Source organism: Streptomyces sp. NPDC034085 (assembly GCF_055575555.1).
The window spans coordinates 779193-794017 of record NZ_JBVISL010000001.1 but is presented as its reverse complement, the minus strand read 5'-3'; the positions used below and the strand labels follow the sequence as shown (position 1 = coordinate 794017).

Here is a 14825-nt window from a genome sequence, read left to right as displayed (position 1 = left end):
GCACCCTCGGTCCGGGGGTCCCCCTGCGCGGTCACAGCCGGGATGGATAGGGTCCCGGAGCAATGGCCGGAGCGCGCGTCGAGACGTTCACGGCCCGGATGCGCATGCTGTCGCACCGGGCCCGCACCGCCATGCGCAAATCCGCCGTCGACTACTTCCGCGGGGACGCCTCCGACTGGCTGGCCTTCGGCGGCCTCCTCCTGACCGTGCCCGCGATGGCCTGCGGCACACTCCTGATGCCCGTCTGGTTCTCCCCGTCGGCCCTGGTCCTGCCCATCGTCGCCGGCGGCCTCCTGCTGCGGCCCGCCAGCCTGCTCGGCCTGTACGCCGCCGCCGCGTCCGCCCTGATCGTCGAAGCCCTCGTCCTCGGCCCGTACACCCAGGGGCCCGCCCGGGTGACCCCCGGAACCGTGCTCGTGGTGGCCGCGTGCGGGTTCTTCGGGCTGGTCATCGCCCAGTTCCGCAGCCGCGTCGGCGTGCCCTGGAGACGCGGCGGCACCATGCTCTTCGACCTGCGCGAACGCATCCGGGTCCAGAGCAAGCTGCCCGCCCTGCCCCGCGGCTGGCACCGCGAGATGGCCCTGCGCCCGGCCGGCGGCCAGTCCTTCTCCGGCGACTTCGTCGTCGCCGCCCGCACCAACGGCGGCCGCACCCTGGAGGTCGTCCTCACCGACGTCTCCGGCAAGGGCATGGAAGCCGGCTCCCGCGCCCTCCTCCTCTCCGGCGCCTTCGGCGGTCTCCTCGGCGCCCTGCCGCCCCGCCAGTTCCTCCCCGCCGCCAACGGCTACCTGCTCCGGCAGGACTGGGAGGAGGGCTTCGCCACCTCCATCCACCTCGTCCTCGACCTCGAGACCGGCGACTACGAACTCCTCTCCGCCGGCCACCTCCCCGCCCTCCAGCTCTCCGCCGGCACCGGCCGCTGGCAGGAGGTCTCCGGCGAAGGCCCCCTCCTCGGCGTCTACGACGGCGCCGACTTCGAACCGGCCCGGGGCAACCTGCGGCGCGGCGACGTCCTGATGCTCTTCACCGACGGCCTCGTCGAGACCGCCGACCGCGAGATCGCCGAGGGCATCGACCGGCTCACCGGAGAAGCCGACCGCTACGTCGCCGCCGGCTGGGACGGCGCCGCCTGGCACCTCATCGAAAAGGTCGCCAAGGACGTCAACGACGACCGCGCCCTCCTCCTCATCCGCCGCTCACCCTGAGCCCCCCCGGGGGGTGGGGTTTACCCCACCAGCCGTCCGCCGGGCCGCTCCATGGCCGGCGCCCCCCGGCGATCCGTAGCGTCGGGGACGACAGCAGCGGACCCGGCACGGAAGGCGGCACACCATGGGGCTCAGGCGGACCAGGCGGCACGACGAGGGCGCACCCGCCGTCGAGCTGCGCGGCGTACGGCGCGTCTACGGGCGCGGCGCCACCGCCGTACACGCCCTGCGCGGGATCGACCTCACCCTGCCGCGCGGCAGCTTCACCGCCGTCATGGGCCCCTCCGGCTCCGGCAAGTCCACCTTCCTCCAGTGCGCCGCAGGACTCGACGTCCCCACCGAGGGCTCCGTCCGGCTCGGCGGCACCGAGATCACCGCGATGAACGAGAACGAACTCACCGTGCTGCGCCGCAGCCGCCTCGGCTTCGTCTTCCAGGCCTTCAACCTGCTGCCCTCGCTGACCGTCGAGCAGAACGTCCTGCTCCCGCTGAGCCTCGGCGGCGGCCGCCACGACCGGGCCCGGGCCGCCGAGCTGCTCGCACGGGTCGGGCTGGAGGGCAAGGGCCGGCGCCGCCCCGCCGAGCTCTCCGGCGGCCAGCAGCAGCGGGTGGCCATCGCCCGGGCGCTGGTCACCCGGCCCGACGTGGTCTTCGCCGACGAGCCGACCGGCGCCCTCGACACCACCACCGCCGCCGAGGTGCTCGGCCTGCTGCGGGACGCGGTCGACTCCCTCGGGGCCACCGTCGTCATGGTCACCCACGACCCGGCCGCCGCCGCCCACGCCGACCAGGTGCTCTTCCTCGCCGACGGCCTCATCGCGGACCGCCTCCCGCGCAGCCCGGCCCCCGTGATCGCGACCCGCATGACCACCTTGACGACCGGCCGGGCGGCCTCGGCGCACGCGGCCTAGTCGAAGCGGATGTGCCGCACCCCGACCAGGGCGCGGCGCAGCCGGCCCCGCACGGGGCCGTCCAGGTCCGGGGCCAGGGCCAGGCCCGCCGAGGCCGCGACCCGGTCCGCGACCCGGGACACCGTCAGCCGGTCGGTGGCCAGGTGCTCCGCGAACTCCGGCGCGCGCAGCGCCTCCAGGCACCCGTCGAGACGGGCCACGGCGAAGCTCTCCCGCTGCAGGCCCCGGCCCAGCCCGCGCTCCCGCAGCCGGCGCAGCACCGTCTCGCGTCCGGCCAGCAGCGCGAAGTGCCGTACGTCGTGGCCCGCTTCGCGCAGCCGTCCGACCGTCTCCGCGAAGTACCCCGGGTCGGTCACCGTCATCGGCACCAGCAGCACCCCCGGATACCGCCGGGCGGACAGGTCCAGCACCTCGAACACGCCCTGCCGCCAGGCCGGCAGGTCCTGGAAGTCCCCGCGCAGCGGGACCGGCAGCATGCGGTGCAGCCCGAAGCCCACGTGTTCCGGATCGCACACCGCGCTGCCCGGCAGCCGCCGGTGCAGCTCGTACGCGGTCTGCGTCTTGCCCCCGCCGAAGGGGCCGTTGAGCCAGACGATCACCGCGCCACCGCCGTCCAGGGCCCGACCCCGAGCTTCCCCGTGTGCCCGAGGTCGACCGGCGCCGACAGCCGCAGCCGCAGCCGTGGCGCGCCCGGCTTCGGGACCAGGTCCACGACCCACCCCTCGACGGGCGGCGCACCCGCCTCGGTGACCAGGTTCCGCCACAGCAGCGCCACCGAAGCCGCCTCGCCGGGGGCGAGCGTCACCGGCTGCGGCGCGGCGTCGAGACCGGTCGATGAGGCGATCCCGTTCGACCCCTGCCCGACCGACACCTCCACCGGCCGCTCCTGCCCGTCCAGCAGCCGCAGCTCCGGATGGCCCTGGAGTACGTACGCCTCCGCGCCGCAGTTGACCAGCCGCAGCCCCGCCACCCGCAGCCCCATCGCCGCGTCGCCGGCGTCCTCCAGCAGCCGCACCCCGCCCTCGGGGCAGGGCCCGGCCGTCGGGGTCGGTGCCCCGCCCCGCCGGTCCTGCGCCGGCCCGTCCTCGATCGGGGCCACCCGCACCCCGCACCCCGCCAACACCCCGGCGGCCAACACCGCAACCACCCCGACGCGCCCCAGCCCCCTGAAGTCCCTCACCCCCCGACCCTACGCCGCCCTCCCCGCCCCCCAGCCTGCCTCCCCGCCCGGGGCGAGGGCCCCGCCGGGCCACCCGGTGCGGATTGGACCGTCCGCCCCGAGCCCCGGGCGTCTACCGTCCCCGCCATGGACCGCACGCTCGCCGCCGACCTCGCCCGCCTCCCCGAGCTCCTCGACGCCGCCCGACGCACCGCCGCCGACGCCCTAGCGTCCCTGGGTGACCGCCCCGTCGTACCGCCGCAGGACGCGCCGCCGCCCACGCCCCTGCCCGAGCGCGGCACCGGCACGGACGCCGCCCTCGCCGACTTCCTGACCCGCTGGGCCCCCCGCCTCTCCGCCTCCGCCGGCCCCCGCTACCTCGGCTTCGTCACCGGCGGCGCCACCCCCGCCGCCCTCGCCGGGGACTGGCTGACCGCTGCCCACGACCAGAACTCCAACTCCGCCCTCGACGGCGCCGGCCAGCACCTTGAACGCGAGACCGTCGGCTGGCTGCGCGAGCTGTTCGGCCTCTCCGACGCCCACACCGGCACCTTCGTCAGCGGTGCCACCATGTCCAACACCGCCGGGCTCGCCATCGCCCGCGAATGGCTCGGTGAGCGCCGCGGGGTGTCCCCCTCCGAGGACGGCGTCGCCGCGCTCGGCCCCGTCCGCGTACTGTCCGGCGCCCCGCACTCCTCCATCGCCAAGGCCCTGTCCGTCCTCGGCCTCGGCCGTGCCGCCCTCGTCCGGGTGCCCACCCTCCCCGGCCGGGAGGCCGTCGACCCCGCCGCCCTCGACCGGGCGCTGGCCGACACGCCCGGCCCCGCCGTGGTCGTCGCCAACGCCGGCACCGTCAACACCGTCGACTTCGACGACCTGCCCGCCCTCGCCGCCCTGCGCGCACGCCACCGCTTCTGGCTCCACACCGACGCCGCCTTCGGCGCCTTCGCGGCCCTCTCCCCGGAGCACGCCCCCCTCGTCGCGGGCCTCGACGCCTCGGACTCCGTCTGCGTCGACCTGCACAAGTGGCTCAACGTCCCCTACGACAGCGCCGTCCAGTTCACCCGCCGCCGCGACCTCCAGTCCCGCGTCTTCGCCAACGCCGCCGCCTACCTCGGACCCCTCGGCGCCGACCCCGACCTGGTCCACCTCACCCCCGAGAACTCCCACCGGCTGCGCGCCCTCGCCGCCTGGTTCACCCTCCGCGCCTACGGCCGCGAGGGCCACCGCGAGATCGTCGAACGGGACATCGCCTGCGCCCGCTCCCTCGGCGAGCGGCTCGACCGCGACCCGGCCCTGCGGCTGCTGGCCCCGGTCCGCCTCAACGTCGTCTGCTTCACCCTCGCCCAGGCCCCCACCCCCGAACGCCTGGCCGCGCTGCGGGAGGCCGTCGCCGCCGACGTCTTCGTCACCCCCACGGTGTACGGGGGAACCCCCGCCCTGCGCGCCGCGTTCTCCAACTGGCGCACCACGCAGCAGGACGTGCGCCGGGCCGCCGAGGCCCTGAGCACGGCAGCGAAGGAGATCGCATGACGGACCGTCCCCTGACCCTCGCCGAGGTGGAGGCCCTCGCCCGCTCCGCGCACGAGGGGCAGACCGACAAGGCCGGCCGCCCCTACGCAGAGCACCTCGCGGCCGTCGCCGAGGGCGTCCGCCTGCGCGGCGGCAGCCCCGCCCAGCAGGCCGCGGCCTGGCTCCACGACGCCGTGGAGGACGAGGCGCTCACCCCCGCGCAGCTCACGGCGGCCGCCCTCCCGGAGGAGGTCAAGGCCATGGTCCTGGCCCTCACCAAACGCCCCGGGGAACCGCTCGCGGAATACGCCGCCCGCATCCTCGCCACTCCCGGCGCCCTCCTCGTCAAGGAGGCCGACCTCGCGCACAACGCGGACCCGGTACGCCTGTCCGTACTGGACGCGCCCACCCGCGACCGGCTGACCGCGAAGTACGCCCACGTCCGCTCGCTGCTCGGCATCACGGCCCCCTGACCCGCCCCGCCGTCCGCGACGCGCCCGAAATATGCCCGATACATGCCCGCTTGGCGGTATTGGCGTGATGGCGATTCGTCACGAGGCGGGTAGCGGCGGCCGGTTGGTGGGAGGATGGTGCATGTGGGGCGCGCGCGGCCGTGCGCCCGGGCCGGCCAGGGGACGACCGAAGGTGTGATCAGTAGTGGCCATTTCGCTGTCAGTCGTGGTTCTGTTGGCGATCATCCTGGTGATCATGATCCGCGGCAAGCACATGAAGGCCGGCCCCGCGATCGTCGCGGTCCTCTTCGGCTTCTTCCTCGCGTCCAGCTCCATCGCCCCGGACGTCAACCGCTTCCTGAACTCCCTCGCGGACACCATCGCGGGCATCAAGCTCTGAAACCCGGCGCCGCGGCGGCCCCTGAAACGACCAGGGCCAGTGGGAAGACCTGGCCCTGGGTCCTCAAGAGCGTTGCCGGGAATCGAACATACGGCTCAGGAGCACATGCACTTACTCGCTGGTCCACACATCGTCTTGCAGCCGTGAGGTGCGGTGTACGCGTCCCGCGATGACAGGCCCCCACCATTTGTCGGGTGGCCTGACGAGCAATCCGCAGCCAACCCCGGTAAACCCTGGATGAGTCAGCCGCCTGATGGGTAGTGTGGAGTGTCAACACCGGCCAGCCTTGCGGCACTGGCGAGGGTCACGCAGGGGGTTTTGCAGAGCACATGCCACTAGTCACTCTTACGGATCAAATGCTGCTGCATATTTCCACCAGCAAGAGTGCAGCGATATCCGCGCTACCAGCAGGCGGAAGCAAATATCCGTTCCCTACAGGGCAATTACTGCGCCAGATCGTGTCGGATCGCTTGCTTTTGGCGGGAGGGCATCTCGGGGCCGGGGATGCTCTCCTCTTCGCGATGCAGTACAGATCCGCTATCAGTCGTTTCTATTACGCAATGTATCAAGCTGCGCGCGCCATCGCTTTCGCCGAAACAAAGGGTGACGATCACGAGCGCCACAATATATTGCCACGTAATCTGCCGCCAGGTATCGACAATCCGGCCGCGCGTGAGGCGGAGCTCATAGATGCGCGCCTCCTGCGGAACCAAGCCGACTATGACATCTATCCGATGAAAGAGTCGGATTGGGAGGGTGACGCTCGTGCGCTCTCGGCAACCTCGGCCAATTTTGTCCAGATGTGCGAATCCTTCGCCCTGACGAACGGGTATATTTGATGGCGGCAAGTGAATATGAGTCCCGTATTGCTCGCATTCTTGATGACGCCGAGATTTCCATTGTGCGAGCCGAGGAAAGGTCATTTCCGGGTGAGCGATGGTTTCTTGTTTGGGTGCACGAAGATTCGATAGCCGCTGCGCAGAGCCTGGCCGGTGCTATCGAGCAGGAACTGAACTCGATCCATGATACGGAGAATGAATCTCTCGCCGTCACCTTCAGGCCGCATCGCACTGAGGCTGAAAAGCCGCGCGACTCTGCACCGAAGAGTGCTCTCGCGTCGTCAAAGGTTGATCAATTGATTCAACTGTTGGAGGCCCGGTCGCGGACATCCGACGCGCTTCCCAGCCTCAAATACATGGAGGATCCCCGGGCGAGCCTGGCTGCTGTCGGCGCGTCGCGGCACCACCTCGTGTACGGCCGGCGCGGCGTGGGGAAGACGGCGCTCCTTCTCGAGGCCAAGAACCTCGCGGAGAGAGAAGGGCATGTAACGGCGTGGATGAACGCCCATACTCTCCGATTGATGGACTCCTCTTCCGCATTTCTCATGATCGCGGACACAGTGCTTACCTCACTGATCCAGCACGCAGGCACGTCTCAGGGAGACTCTTTCGCTCGTCTGAAAGATATCAGCGAAAGGCTGTCTTCGCTCAAGGATGTCGGGGCAGGTGCCGAACTCGGTGAGGCTATTGCCGATTTGAACAGGGGGCTGCGAACCGTTCTTCGCGCAGGTATCGTTCGCCTCTACCTGTACTTGGACGACTTCTACCTATTCCCCATTTCGTCGCAGCCGCACCTTCTGGACTACTTGGCCAGTATGCTGCGCGATTGCGACGGGTGGTTGAAAATTGCGAGCATCGAACGCCTGACGCGGCCCTTTGAGCCTTCCTCGCACATCGGCATCGAAATTCCGCACGACGCATCCAAGATCGACCTCGACGTCACTCTGGAAGATCCGGAAGCCACGCAAAAGTTCCTGGAATCTGTGCTTACAAATTACACGGAAACCGTCGGCATCAGTAGGCCGTCGAGCATTACCCGCAATGCAGCGCTTGGCAGGCTGATCCTGGGTTCGGGCGGAGTGCCCAGGGACTACCTGAATCTTTTCGCGTCCTCTATTGTGGCAGCGCGATCTCGTGCAAATGCTAGGGAAGTCGGGCAGGAGGACGTCGCAGATGCTGCCGGAAGGGCAGCGCGAGGAAAGCTCAGGGATCTGGAGCAGGATGTATCCGCCGACAATGCCGACTCCTTGACCTCGGCTCTCGATTACCTTTCGTCATATGTTCGGGGGGAGGGGTATACCTATTTCCGAGTAAACGTTGCTCAGAAGTCTCACCCGGCGTACGAGGCTCTGGCACGCCTTGTTGACCTTCGATTCGCGCACCTGATTCAGGCAACGCTCTCGGATCAGCATCGCCAAGGAGTCAAGTACGAGGCGTATATTTTGGATCTGAGTCAGTACTCGGATGTCCGCCTAAAGCGAGGGCTCCACGTACTTGACCTCGAGGATGGGAAATGGACCTTCAGGCTAAGCGGTAAGGCCAACACACTCAGGAAGCTGAAGAGCACATTGTTTCGAGATGAGTTGCGGCGATCTCCGGTGCTCGACCTGGAGGCGCTGGGTCGGCATGCTGGACTGAACAGCGTGTGAGGTCGGCGGAGCGGCATTGGACGGCAGAGGCTCTGGCGAGTGACTGTGGCTCACTAAGCTTCCCGGCGCGTCGGGCGGCTCGTGAACCTGCCTGGTGTGGCCCGGCGTCGGGCACCTTAGAGGGGCACCCGAAGGGGTTGTCTGCAGCAGTGGAGCCGACGCCCCCATCCCCAAGCGGGCTCTTCCACCGTCCACTCGAGCCAGGCGGGTCGACGGCGGCCCGGGGGAGGGGCGCGGAGACACGAACGCAGGACCGGGTGCCGGGTCGCACCCGTCGCGCTGTCCGCGAGAACTCGTTCAGAAGCCGACGATCCCGCCGTCGCCGGTGGCGCAGGTTTGGTCCTCATCGCCGGTGCCGTGCTCGCCTCGAAGTTTCTGGCCGTAGCGGAACTGGCGTCTCGGTCGCCTTCTGCGCATAGTCCTGCGCTCGCTTTGCAAGCGCCACCCGGAGCCGTTCAGGGCGGGCAACGCCGTGGAAATCCAGGCCCCACCACTTCGGCGCCGGCGTGCCGACCAGCTTGCCGCTGGGACCAGGCCGATCACCATGGCAAGGCATGAGCCTTGCTGCAGGCGATCCGCCCGGACAGCCCTCCCCGGCTAGTTGATCAGGCGCAGCTCGTGCCAGATCACAGGCGCCAGCAGCATGCGCACACCGGGACAGGTCTACGGGCGGGAGGGCCCTGCAGTCCCTCTACCGCCGGTTGATCATGATGGCCGGGTTCCTCCGCCTGAGCTGGAGCTGATGGGGCGGCACCGCCTGGACGTCGACCTGGCGAGTGGGACCGTCTGTCTCCGCCCGTCCGTCGCCCAGCTGGGGAACGGACGGCGGGAGATCAAGGCACCGAAGAGCGCGGCCGACAAGAGGACGACCCTGACTCCGGCGCGCCCGTCGGCCCCCGGTTCGGTGTGCTGCTGTCTCCGTCAAGGCCAAGGGAAAGACTCCGCGTCGGAACCACTTCAACCTGTTGTGGAACGAGGCCTGTGTGTACACCCGATCTCCGGCACATCGGCACTGTGGCTGCGTCGCCCCGGGCCGGCACCTGCGGGCTGACGGCGAGGACGGGGCGGCAGCACCGCCCATGCTGCGCTTATCTCCCAGCACGCCGACGCCGGCTGTGACGGCGTGATCGTCGAGGCGCTGAACAAGCTGGTGCGGTGGAGGGGGGAGGACACGGAGCGCGCGGGAGTGATCACAGCGCCTGAAACGACCCCGGGAACGACTCAGGGCCAGGTCGGGGAGAATATCTCCGACCTGGCCCTGGGCCCTCGAGAGCGGGTGACGGGAATCGAACCCGCGTAGCTAGTTTGGAAGACTAGGGCTCTACCATTGAGCTACACCCGCAGCACGCGCGCCGCAGGTCCGGGGACCGCGGCACGGACAGCATCCTAGCGGGTCGCGCGGGGGGAGTGCACACCGCTTTTCCCGCCGTGTCCGGGCCCGCCCCTCCGCGCGCGTGCGCCCGCCGGGGAAACCACTGGCGTCGGAGGGTCTCCGGGCATGTACCCTACGTGTCGCACCGACGGGGTGTGGCGCAGCTTGGTAGCGCGTCCGCTTTGGGAGCGGAAGGTCGTCGGTTCGAATCCGGCCACCCCGACCACCAGTACCGCCCGCCACCGGGATCGTTCGTGAAGATCGCGTTGTGGGCTGATTGCCGCTTGCGGTTACTATGCAAGCTGCGTGCCCGTGTGTCTGATGTACCGGGCCGAATCCGTCGAGGCCGCTGAATCGCAGCGTTCCGGCAGAACCCCCAGCAGTCAGCCACAAGGAGACCGAACCGTGAAGAGCGCCGTGGAGACCCTGAACCCGACTCGGGTTCGGCTCACTGTCGAGGTGCCCTTCGAGGAGCTCAAGGACAGCCTCGACGCGGCGTACAAGAAGATCAACCAGCAGGTCACGGTGAAGGGCTTCCGCAAGGGCAAGATCCCGAACCGGGTCATCGACCAGCGCTTCGGCCGCGGTGCGGTGCTGGAGGAGGCCGTCAACGACGCCCTCCCGAAGTTCTACACCGAGGCCGTCAACGAGGCCGACCTGAACCCGCTGGGCCAGCCCGAGGTCGACATCACGGAGCTGAAGGACAACGAGCTCCTGAAGTTCACCGCCGAGGTGGACGTCCGCCCCGAGATCGAGATCCCGGACTACTCCGGCATCGAGGTCGAGGTCGACGCGGTCGAGGTCTCGGACGAGGACGTCGAGAAGTCGGTCGAGCAGCTGCGCAGCCGCTTCGCGTCCACCAAGGACGTCGAGCGCGCCGCGGCCGAGGGTGACGTCGTCACCATCGACCTCGAGGCCAAGGTCGACGGCGAGGTGCTCGCGGACGGCGTCGCCACCGACGTCTCCTACACCATCGGCTCGGGCGAGCTCCTCGACGGCATCGACGAGGCCGTGACCGGCCTGGAGGCCGGTGGCGAGGCCACCTTCACCTCGCAGCTGAAGGGCGGCTCCGCCGAGGGCAAGGACGCCGAGGTCACCGTCAAGGTCACCAAGGTTTCCGCCCGCGAGCTGCCGGAGCTGGACGACGAGTTCGCCCAGATGGCGAGCGAGTTCGACACCCTCGAGGAGCTCAAGGCGGACAGCCGCACGCGCCTCGAGAACATGAAGCAGTACGACCAGGCCACGCAGGCCCAGGAGCGCGTCCTGGAGAAGCTGCTGGAGCTCGTCGAGGTCCCGATCCCCGAGAAGCTCCTCGCGGACGAGGTCCAGACCCGCAAGCACAACCTGGAGCACCACCAGCTCGGCCAGATGGGCCTGAACCTCGAGAAGTTCCTCGAGATCCAGGGCAAGACGGCCGAGGAGTTCGACGCCGAGACCTCCGAGCAGGCCGTCAAGGGCATCAAGACCCAGTTCGTCCTCGACGCGCTGGTCAACAAGGAGAAGCTGGGCGTCAACCAGGAGGAGCTCACCGAGCACCTCATGCGCCGTGCCCAGTCCTCCGGCATGTCCCCCGACCAGTTCGCCCAGGCCGTCGTCGAGGGCGGCCAGGTCCCGATGCTCGTCGGCGAGGTCGCCCGCGGCAAGGCCCTCGCGGTCGTCGTCGAGGCTGCCAAGGTCGTCGACACCAACGGCGAGGTCGTCGACCTCTCCGACGACGAGGACGAGGTCGAGGCCGAGGCTTCCGCCGAGGTCACCGAGGCCGCCGCCGAGGGTGACGACGAGGCCAAGTAACACCCCGGGAGGATCCCTGGCGGAGTCTCCCGCAGTGCCCCGGAGGGCCCGGACGCAGCCGCGTCCGGGCCCTTCCCCGTGCCCTCGTGAAGTGCTCGGGAGCTTGCGCTCCGAGCGAACAGTTCGGGAAGCGGGATGGCGTTGTCCTACCTGCGCGTTAGGGTCCATGAATACGAGGGCACGGGAGTACCCGACGCCGGCGGGCATCGCCCCCTGGTAGGTCCGCGCCCCAGAACGAGACGCTGAGACGGCATGTGGCCGTCGGAGACGAGCAGGTGGATACGTGACGAATCTGAAGCCTTACGCCGCGGGTGAGCCGTCCATCGGTGGCGGCCTCGGCGACCATGTCTACAACCGGCTGCTCGGCGAACGCATCATCTTCCTCGGCCAGCAGGTCGACGACGACATCGCGAACAAGATCACGGCGCAGCTCCTCCTCCTGGCCGCCGAGCCGGAGAAGGACATCTACCTGTACATCAACAGCCCCGGTGGCTCCGTGACGGCGGGCATGGCGGTCTACGACACCATGCAGTACATCCCGAACGACGTCGTCACCATCGGCATGGGCATGGCGGCCTCCATGGGCCAGTTCCTCCTCACCGGCGGCGCGACGGGCAAGCGCTTCGCGCTCCCGAACACCGACATCCTGATGCACCAGGGCTCCGCCGGCATCGGCGGCACCGCCTCCGACATCAAGATCCAGGCCCAGTACCTGCTGCGCACCAAGCAGCGCATGGCCGAGATCACCGCCCACCACTCGGGCCAGACCGTCGAGGCGATCATCCGCGACGGCGACCGCGACCGCTGGTTCACCGCGGAGGAGGCCAAGGAGTACGGCCTCATCGACGAGATCATCTCCGCCGCGTCCCTGGTCCCGGGCGGCGGCGGCACCGGGGCCTGATCCCGGCCCGGCGTACGGGGGCCCGTACGAGGACCCGTACGCCAGCCCGCCCGAGCCAGGCACCCCCAGCCCGCAGAACGCCACCAGGACGGTGAACACCCAGATGCAGAACAACTTCTCCGCGAGCGGCCTCTACTCCGGCCCCCAGGTCGACAACCGCTACGTGATCCCGCGCTTCGTCGAGCGCACCTCGCAGGGCGTGCGCGAGTACGACCCGTACGCGAAGCTCTTCGAAGAGCGCGTGATCTTCCTCGGCGTGCAGATCGACGACGCCTCGGCCAACGACGTCATGGCGCAGCTGCTGTGCCTGGAGTCGATGGACCCCGACCGCGACATCTCGATCTACATCAACAGCCCCGGCGGCTCCTTCACCGCGCTGACGGCCATCTACGACACGATGCAGTTCGTGAAGCCGGACATCCAGACGGTCTGCATGGGCCAGGCGGCCTCCGCCGCCGCGGTCCTGCTCGCCGCCGGCACCCCCGGCAAGCGCATGGCCCTGCCGAACGCCCGCGTGCTGATCCACCAGCCCTCGGGCGGCACCGGCCGCGAGCAGCTCTCCGACCTGGAGATCGCGGCCAACGAGATCCTGCGCATGCGCGACCAGCTGGAGACGATGCTGGCCAAGCACTCGTCCACGCCGATCGAGAAGATCCGCGAGGACATCGAGCGCGACAAGATCCTCACGGCCGAGGACGCCCTGGCGTACGGCCTGATCGACCAGATCGTCTCGACCCGCAAGATGAACGCGGTCTGATCCTTGCCGGCAACTGGCGTGGCGACAGAGCGGAATCCCGCGATGTGAACCGCGTCAAGGGGGCCCCGAACGGGGCCCCCGGCAAGGTACCGTCGGATATGAGGCACCAGGAGCGCTGAACCAGGCGTCTCCCAGGCGAAGGGGAAGCACCTCGTGGCACGCATCGGTGACGGCGGCGACCTGCTCAAGTGTTCGTTCTGCGGAAAGAGCCAAAAGCAGGTGAAGAAGCTCATCGCAGGACCCGGTGTGTACATCTGCGACGAGTGCATCGACCTCTGCAACGAGATCATCGAAGAGGAACTCGCGGAGACCTCCGAGGTCCGGTGGGAGGAACTCCCCAAGCCCCGTGAGATCTACGAGTTCCTGGAGAGCTACGTCGTCGGCCAGGAGCCGGCGAAGAAGGCGCTCTCGGTAGCGGTGTACAACCACTACAAGCGCGTCCAGGCCGGCGAGAACGGCGGCGCGCAGGGCCGCGACGACGCGATCGAGCTCGCGAAGTCCAACATCCTGCTGCTGGGCCCCACGGGCTCCGGCAAGACCCTGCTGGCGCAGACGCTGGCCCGCATGCTCAACGTCCCGTTCGCCATCGCCGACGCGACGGCGCTGACGGAGGCGGGCTACGTCGGCGAGGACGTCGAGAACATCCTGCTGAAGCTGATCCAGGCGGCCGACTACGACGTCAAGAAGGCCGAGACCGGGATCATCTACATCGACGAGATCGACAAGGTCGCCCGCAAGAGCGAGAACCCGTCGATCACCCGGGACGTCTCCGGCGAGGGCGTCCAGCAGGCCCTCCTGAAGATCCTGGAGGGCACCACGGCCTCGGTGCCCCCGCAGGGCGGACGCAAGCACCCGCACCAGGAGTTCATCCAGATCGACACGACGAACGTGCTCTTCATCGTGGGCGGCGCCTTCGCCGGCCTGGAGAAGATCATCGAGTCGCGTGCGGGCGCCAAGGGCATCGGCTTCGGGGCGACGATCCGTTCGAAGCGCGAGATCGAGGCGAGCGACCAGTTCCAGGAGGTCATGCCGGAGGACCTGGTGAAGTTCGGGATGATCCCCGAGTTCATCGGCCGCCTGCCCGTCCTGACCTCGGTGCACAACCTGGACCGCGAGGCGCTGCTCCAGATCCTCGTCGAGCCGCGCAACGCGCTGGTGAAGCAGTACCAGCGCCTGTTCGAACTCGACGGCGTCGAGCTGGACTTCGAGCGCGAAGCCCTGGAGGCCATCGCCGACCAGGCGATCCTGCGCCAGACGGGCGCGCGCGGCCTGCGCGCCATCATGGAGGAGGTCCTGATGTCGGTGATGTACGAGGTCCCGTCCCGCAAGGACGTGGCCCGCGTGGTCATCACCGCCGACGTGGTCCGCTCCAACGTCAACCCGACGCTGGTCCCCCGCATCGTCCCGAAGGACCAGGGCCCGCACGAGAAGTCGGCGTAGCGACCCGCAGCGCACACGAAGGAGGGGCGCCCCGGACATCCGGGGCGCCCCTCTTCGTTTCCGGACGAAAGTGACCGATATTCGGTCGACAGTTCTGTCGCCCCATGGCGCGTGGCCCGAGTCCTTGATCGACTCCCTCTCGACCATCTTCTTGGAAGGGACGAGACATGAAGAAGAAGCGCGCAGGCGCCGTTCTGGCGGCGATGTTCGCCGCTGCTGCGCTGCCGATCGTGGTGGCTTCACCCGCATCGGCCGATCAGGGCGATTGCCAGTATGCGCTGCATCAGGCGGGCTACGTGATCGGTCCGAACGTGGAGAGTGCCTGCGCGGCGGGTGCCGCTCACCAGGCGTGGTCCTTCAGCCAGTGTTACGGATCTCTGCTCAACATAGGAGTCAGGCCTGCTGACGCCTTGGCAGCATGCTTGGAGGCGTAGGCAT

The 14825-nt window shown here is 69.1% G+C and carries 14 protein-coding genes and 2 tRNA genes; 13 read left to right on the top strand and 3 right to left on the bottom strand.

What is annotated here, in order from left to right:
* The first annotated feature begins 62 nt into the window (after positions 1-62).
* Both ACZ501_RS03715 and ACZ501_RS03710 read left to right on the top strand, forming a co-directional pair.
* Positions 63-1205: a PP2C family protein-serine/threonine phosphatase gene (locus ACZ501_RS03715; RefSeq protein WP_361610670.1), complete on the top strand. Its 1143-nt coding sequence runs from the start codon at positions 63-65 to the stop codon at positions 1203-1205.
* 124 nt (positions 1206-1329) lie between these two features.
* Positions 1330-2115 (top strand): ABC transporter ATP-binding protein, encoded by a 786-nt coding sequence (locus ACZ501_RS03710; protein WP_468792223.1) that lies wholly within the window; start codon positions 1330-1332, stop codon positions 2113-2115.
* Here ACZ501_RS03710 and ACZ501_RS03705 read toward each other — a convergent pair.
* Positions 2112-2714, bottom strand: coding sequence for an AAA family ATPase (locus tag ACZ501_RS03705; RefSeq protein ID WP_468792220.1), 603 nt, complete (start codon positions 2712-2714; stop codon positions 2112-2114). The genes ACZ501_RS03710 and ACZ501_RS03705 overlap by 4 nt on opposite strands.
* Entirely contained in the window at positions 2711-3295 is a 585-nt protein-coding gene (locus tag ACZ501_RS03700) for a DUF4232 domain-containing protein (protein ID WP_468792217.1), read from the bottom strand. Before ACZ501_RS03700 ends, ACZ501_RS03705 begins: the two co-directional genes overlap by 4 nt.
* A gap of 126 nt (positions 3296-3421) precedes the next feature.
* On the opposite strand from ACZ501_RS03700, the gene ACZ501_RS03695 reads away from it, so the two are divergent.
* The 5 genes from ACZ501_RS03695 (at position 3422) to ACZ501_RS03675 (ending at position 8126) form a co-directional block, all read left to right on the top strand.
* Complete coding sequence (locus ACZ501_RS03695) at positions 3422-4807, top strand: pyridoxal phosphate-dependent decarboxylase family protein (protein ID WP_468792214.1); 1386 nt, start codon at positions 3422-3424, stop codon at positions 4805-4807.
* A complete protein-coding gene (locus ACZ501_RS03690) occupies positions 4804-5259 on the top strand; it encodes an HD domain-containing protein (protein ID WP_361601700.1) in 456 nt (151 codons plus the stop codon). Before ACZ501_RS03695 ends, ACZ501_RS03690 begins: the two co-directional genes overlap by 4 nt.
* Positions 5260-5443: 184 nt before the next feature.
* Positions 5444-5638 (top strand): hypothetical protein, encoded by a 195-nt coding sequence (locus ACZ501_RS03685; protein WP_361601697.1) that lies wholly within the window; start codon positions 5444-5446, stop codon positions 5636-5638.
* Positions 5639-5994: 356 nt separating this feature from the next.
* Positions 5995-6477, top strand: coding sequence for a hypothetical protein (locus ACZ501_RS03680; RefSeq protein WP_361601694.1), 483 nt, complete (start codon positions 5995-5997; stop codon positions 6475-6477).
* Complete coding sequence (locus ACZ501_RS03675; protein WP_361601691.1) at positions 6477-8126, top strand: AAA family ATPase; 1650 nt, start codon at positions 6477-6479, stop codon at positions 8124-8126. Before ACZ501_RS03680 ends, ACZ501_RS03675 begins: the two co-directional genes overlap by 1 nt.
* A 1271-nt stretch (positions 8127-9397) precedes the next feature.
* Here ACZ501_RS03675 and ACZ501_RS03670 read toward each other — a convergent pair.
* Positions 9398-9468 (bottom strand) — tRNA-Gly (locus ACZ501_RS03670).
* Between the two features lie 179 nt (positions 9469-9647).
* On the opposite strand from ACZ501_RS03670, the gene ACZ501_RS03665 reads away from it, so the two are divergent.
* From ACZ501_RS03665 to ACZ501_RS03640, 6 genes are all read left to right on the top strand, one after another.
* Positions 9648-9724: transfer RNA gene (locus ACZ501_RS03665), tRNA-Pro, on the top strand.
* A 179-nt stretch (positions 9725-9903) separates the two neighbouring features.
* On the top strand, positions 9904-11289 hold the full coding sequence (gene tig / locus ACZ501_RS03660) for a trigger factor (RefSeq protein ID WP_468792211.1): 1386 nt from the start codon (positions 9904-9906) through the stop codon (positions 11287-11289).
* Between the two features lie 283 nt (positions 11290-11572).
* Positions 11573-12190 (top strand): ATP-dependent Clp protease proteolytic subunit, encoded by a 618-nt coding sequence (locus tag ACZ501_RS03655; protein ID WP_361601682.1) that lies wholly within the window; start codon positions 11573-11575, stop codon positions 12188-12190.
* 103 nt (positions 12191-12293) lie between these two features.
* Entirely contained in the window at positions 12294-12947 is a 654-nt protein-coding gene (locus ACZ501_RS03650; RefSeq protein ID WP_361601710.1) for an ATP-dependent Clp protease proteolytic subunit, read from the top strand.
* A 153-nt stretch (positions 12948-13100) separates the two neighbouring features.
* Positions 13101-14387, top strand: a complete 1287-nt coding sequence (gene clpX / locus ACZ501_RS03645; RefSeq protein ID WP_030229634.1) for an ATP-dependent Clp protease ATP-binding subunit ClpX — start codon at positions 13101-13103, stop codon at positions 14385-14387.
* Positions 14388-14554: 167 nt separating this feature from the next.
* Positions 14555-14821, top strand: a complete 267-nt coding sequence (locus tag ACZ501_RS03640; protein WP_468792208.1) for a hypothetical protein — start codon at positions 14555-14557, stop codon at positions 14819-14821.
* The last annotated feature ends 4 nt before the right edge of the window (positions 14822-14825 follow it).

Bases quoted from the DNA above. Each gene is read 5' to 3' on its own strand.
- ACZ501_RS03715 (WP_361610670.1), top strand. From the start codon at position 63: ATGGCCGGAGCGCGCGTCGAGACGTTCACGGCCCGGATGCGCATGCTG.
- ACZ501_RS03710 (WP_468792223.1), top strand. From the start codon at position 1,330: ATGGGGCTCAGGCGGACCAGGCGGCACGACGAGGGCGCACCCGCCGTC.
- ACZ501_RS03695 (WP_468792214.1), top strand. From the start codon at position 3,422: ATGGACCGCACGCTCGCCGCCGACCTCGCCCGCCTCCCCGAGCTCCTC.
- ACZ501_RS03690 (WP_361601700.1), top strand. From the start codon at position 4,804: ATGACGGACCGTCCCCTGACCCTCGCCGAGGTGGAGGCCCTCGCCCGC.
- ACZ501_RS03680 (WP_361601694.1), top strand. From the start codon at position 5,995: ATGCTGCTGCATATTTCCACCAGCAAGAGTGCAGCGATATCCGCGCTA.
- ACZ501_RS03675 (WP_361601691.1), top strand. From the start codon at position 6,477: ATGGCGGCAAGTGAATATGAGTCCCGTATTGCTCGCATTCTTGATGAC.
- ACZ501_RS03650 (WP_361601710.1), top strand. From the start codon at position 12,294: ATGCAGAACAACTTCTCCGCGAGCGGCCTCTACTCCGGCCCCCAGGTC.
- ACZ501_RS03640 (WP_468792208.1), top strand. From the start codon at position 14,555: ATGAAGAAGAAGCGCGCAGGCGCCGTTCTGGCGGCGATGTTCGCCGCT.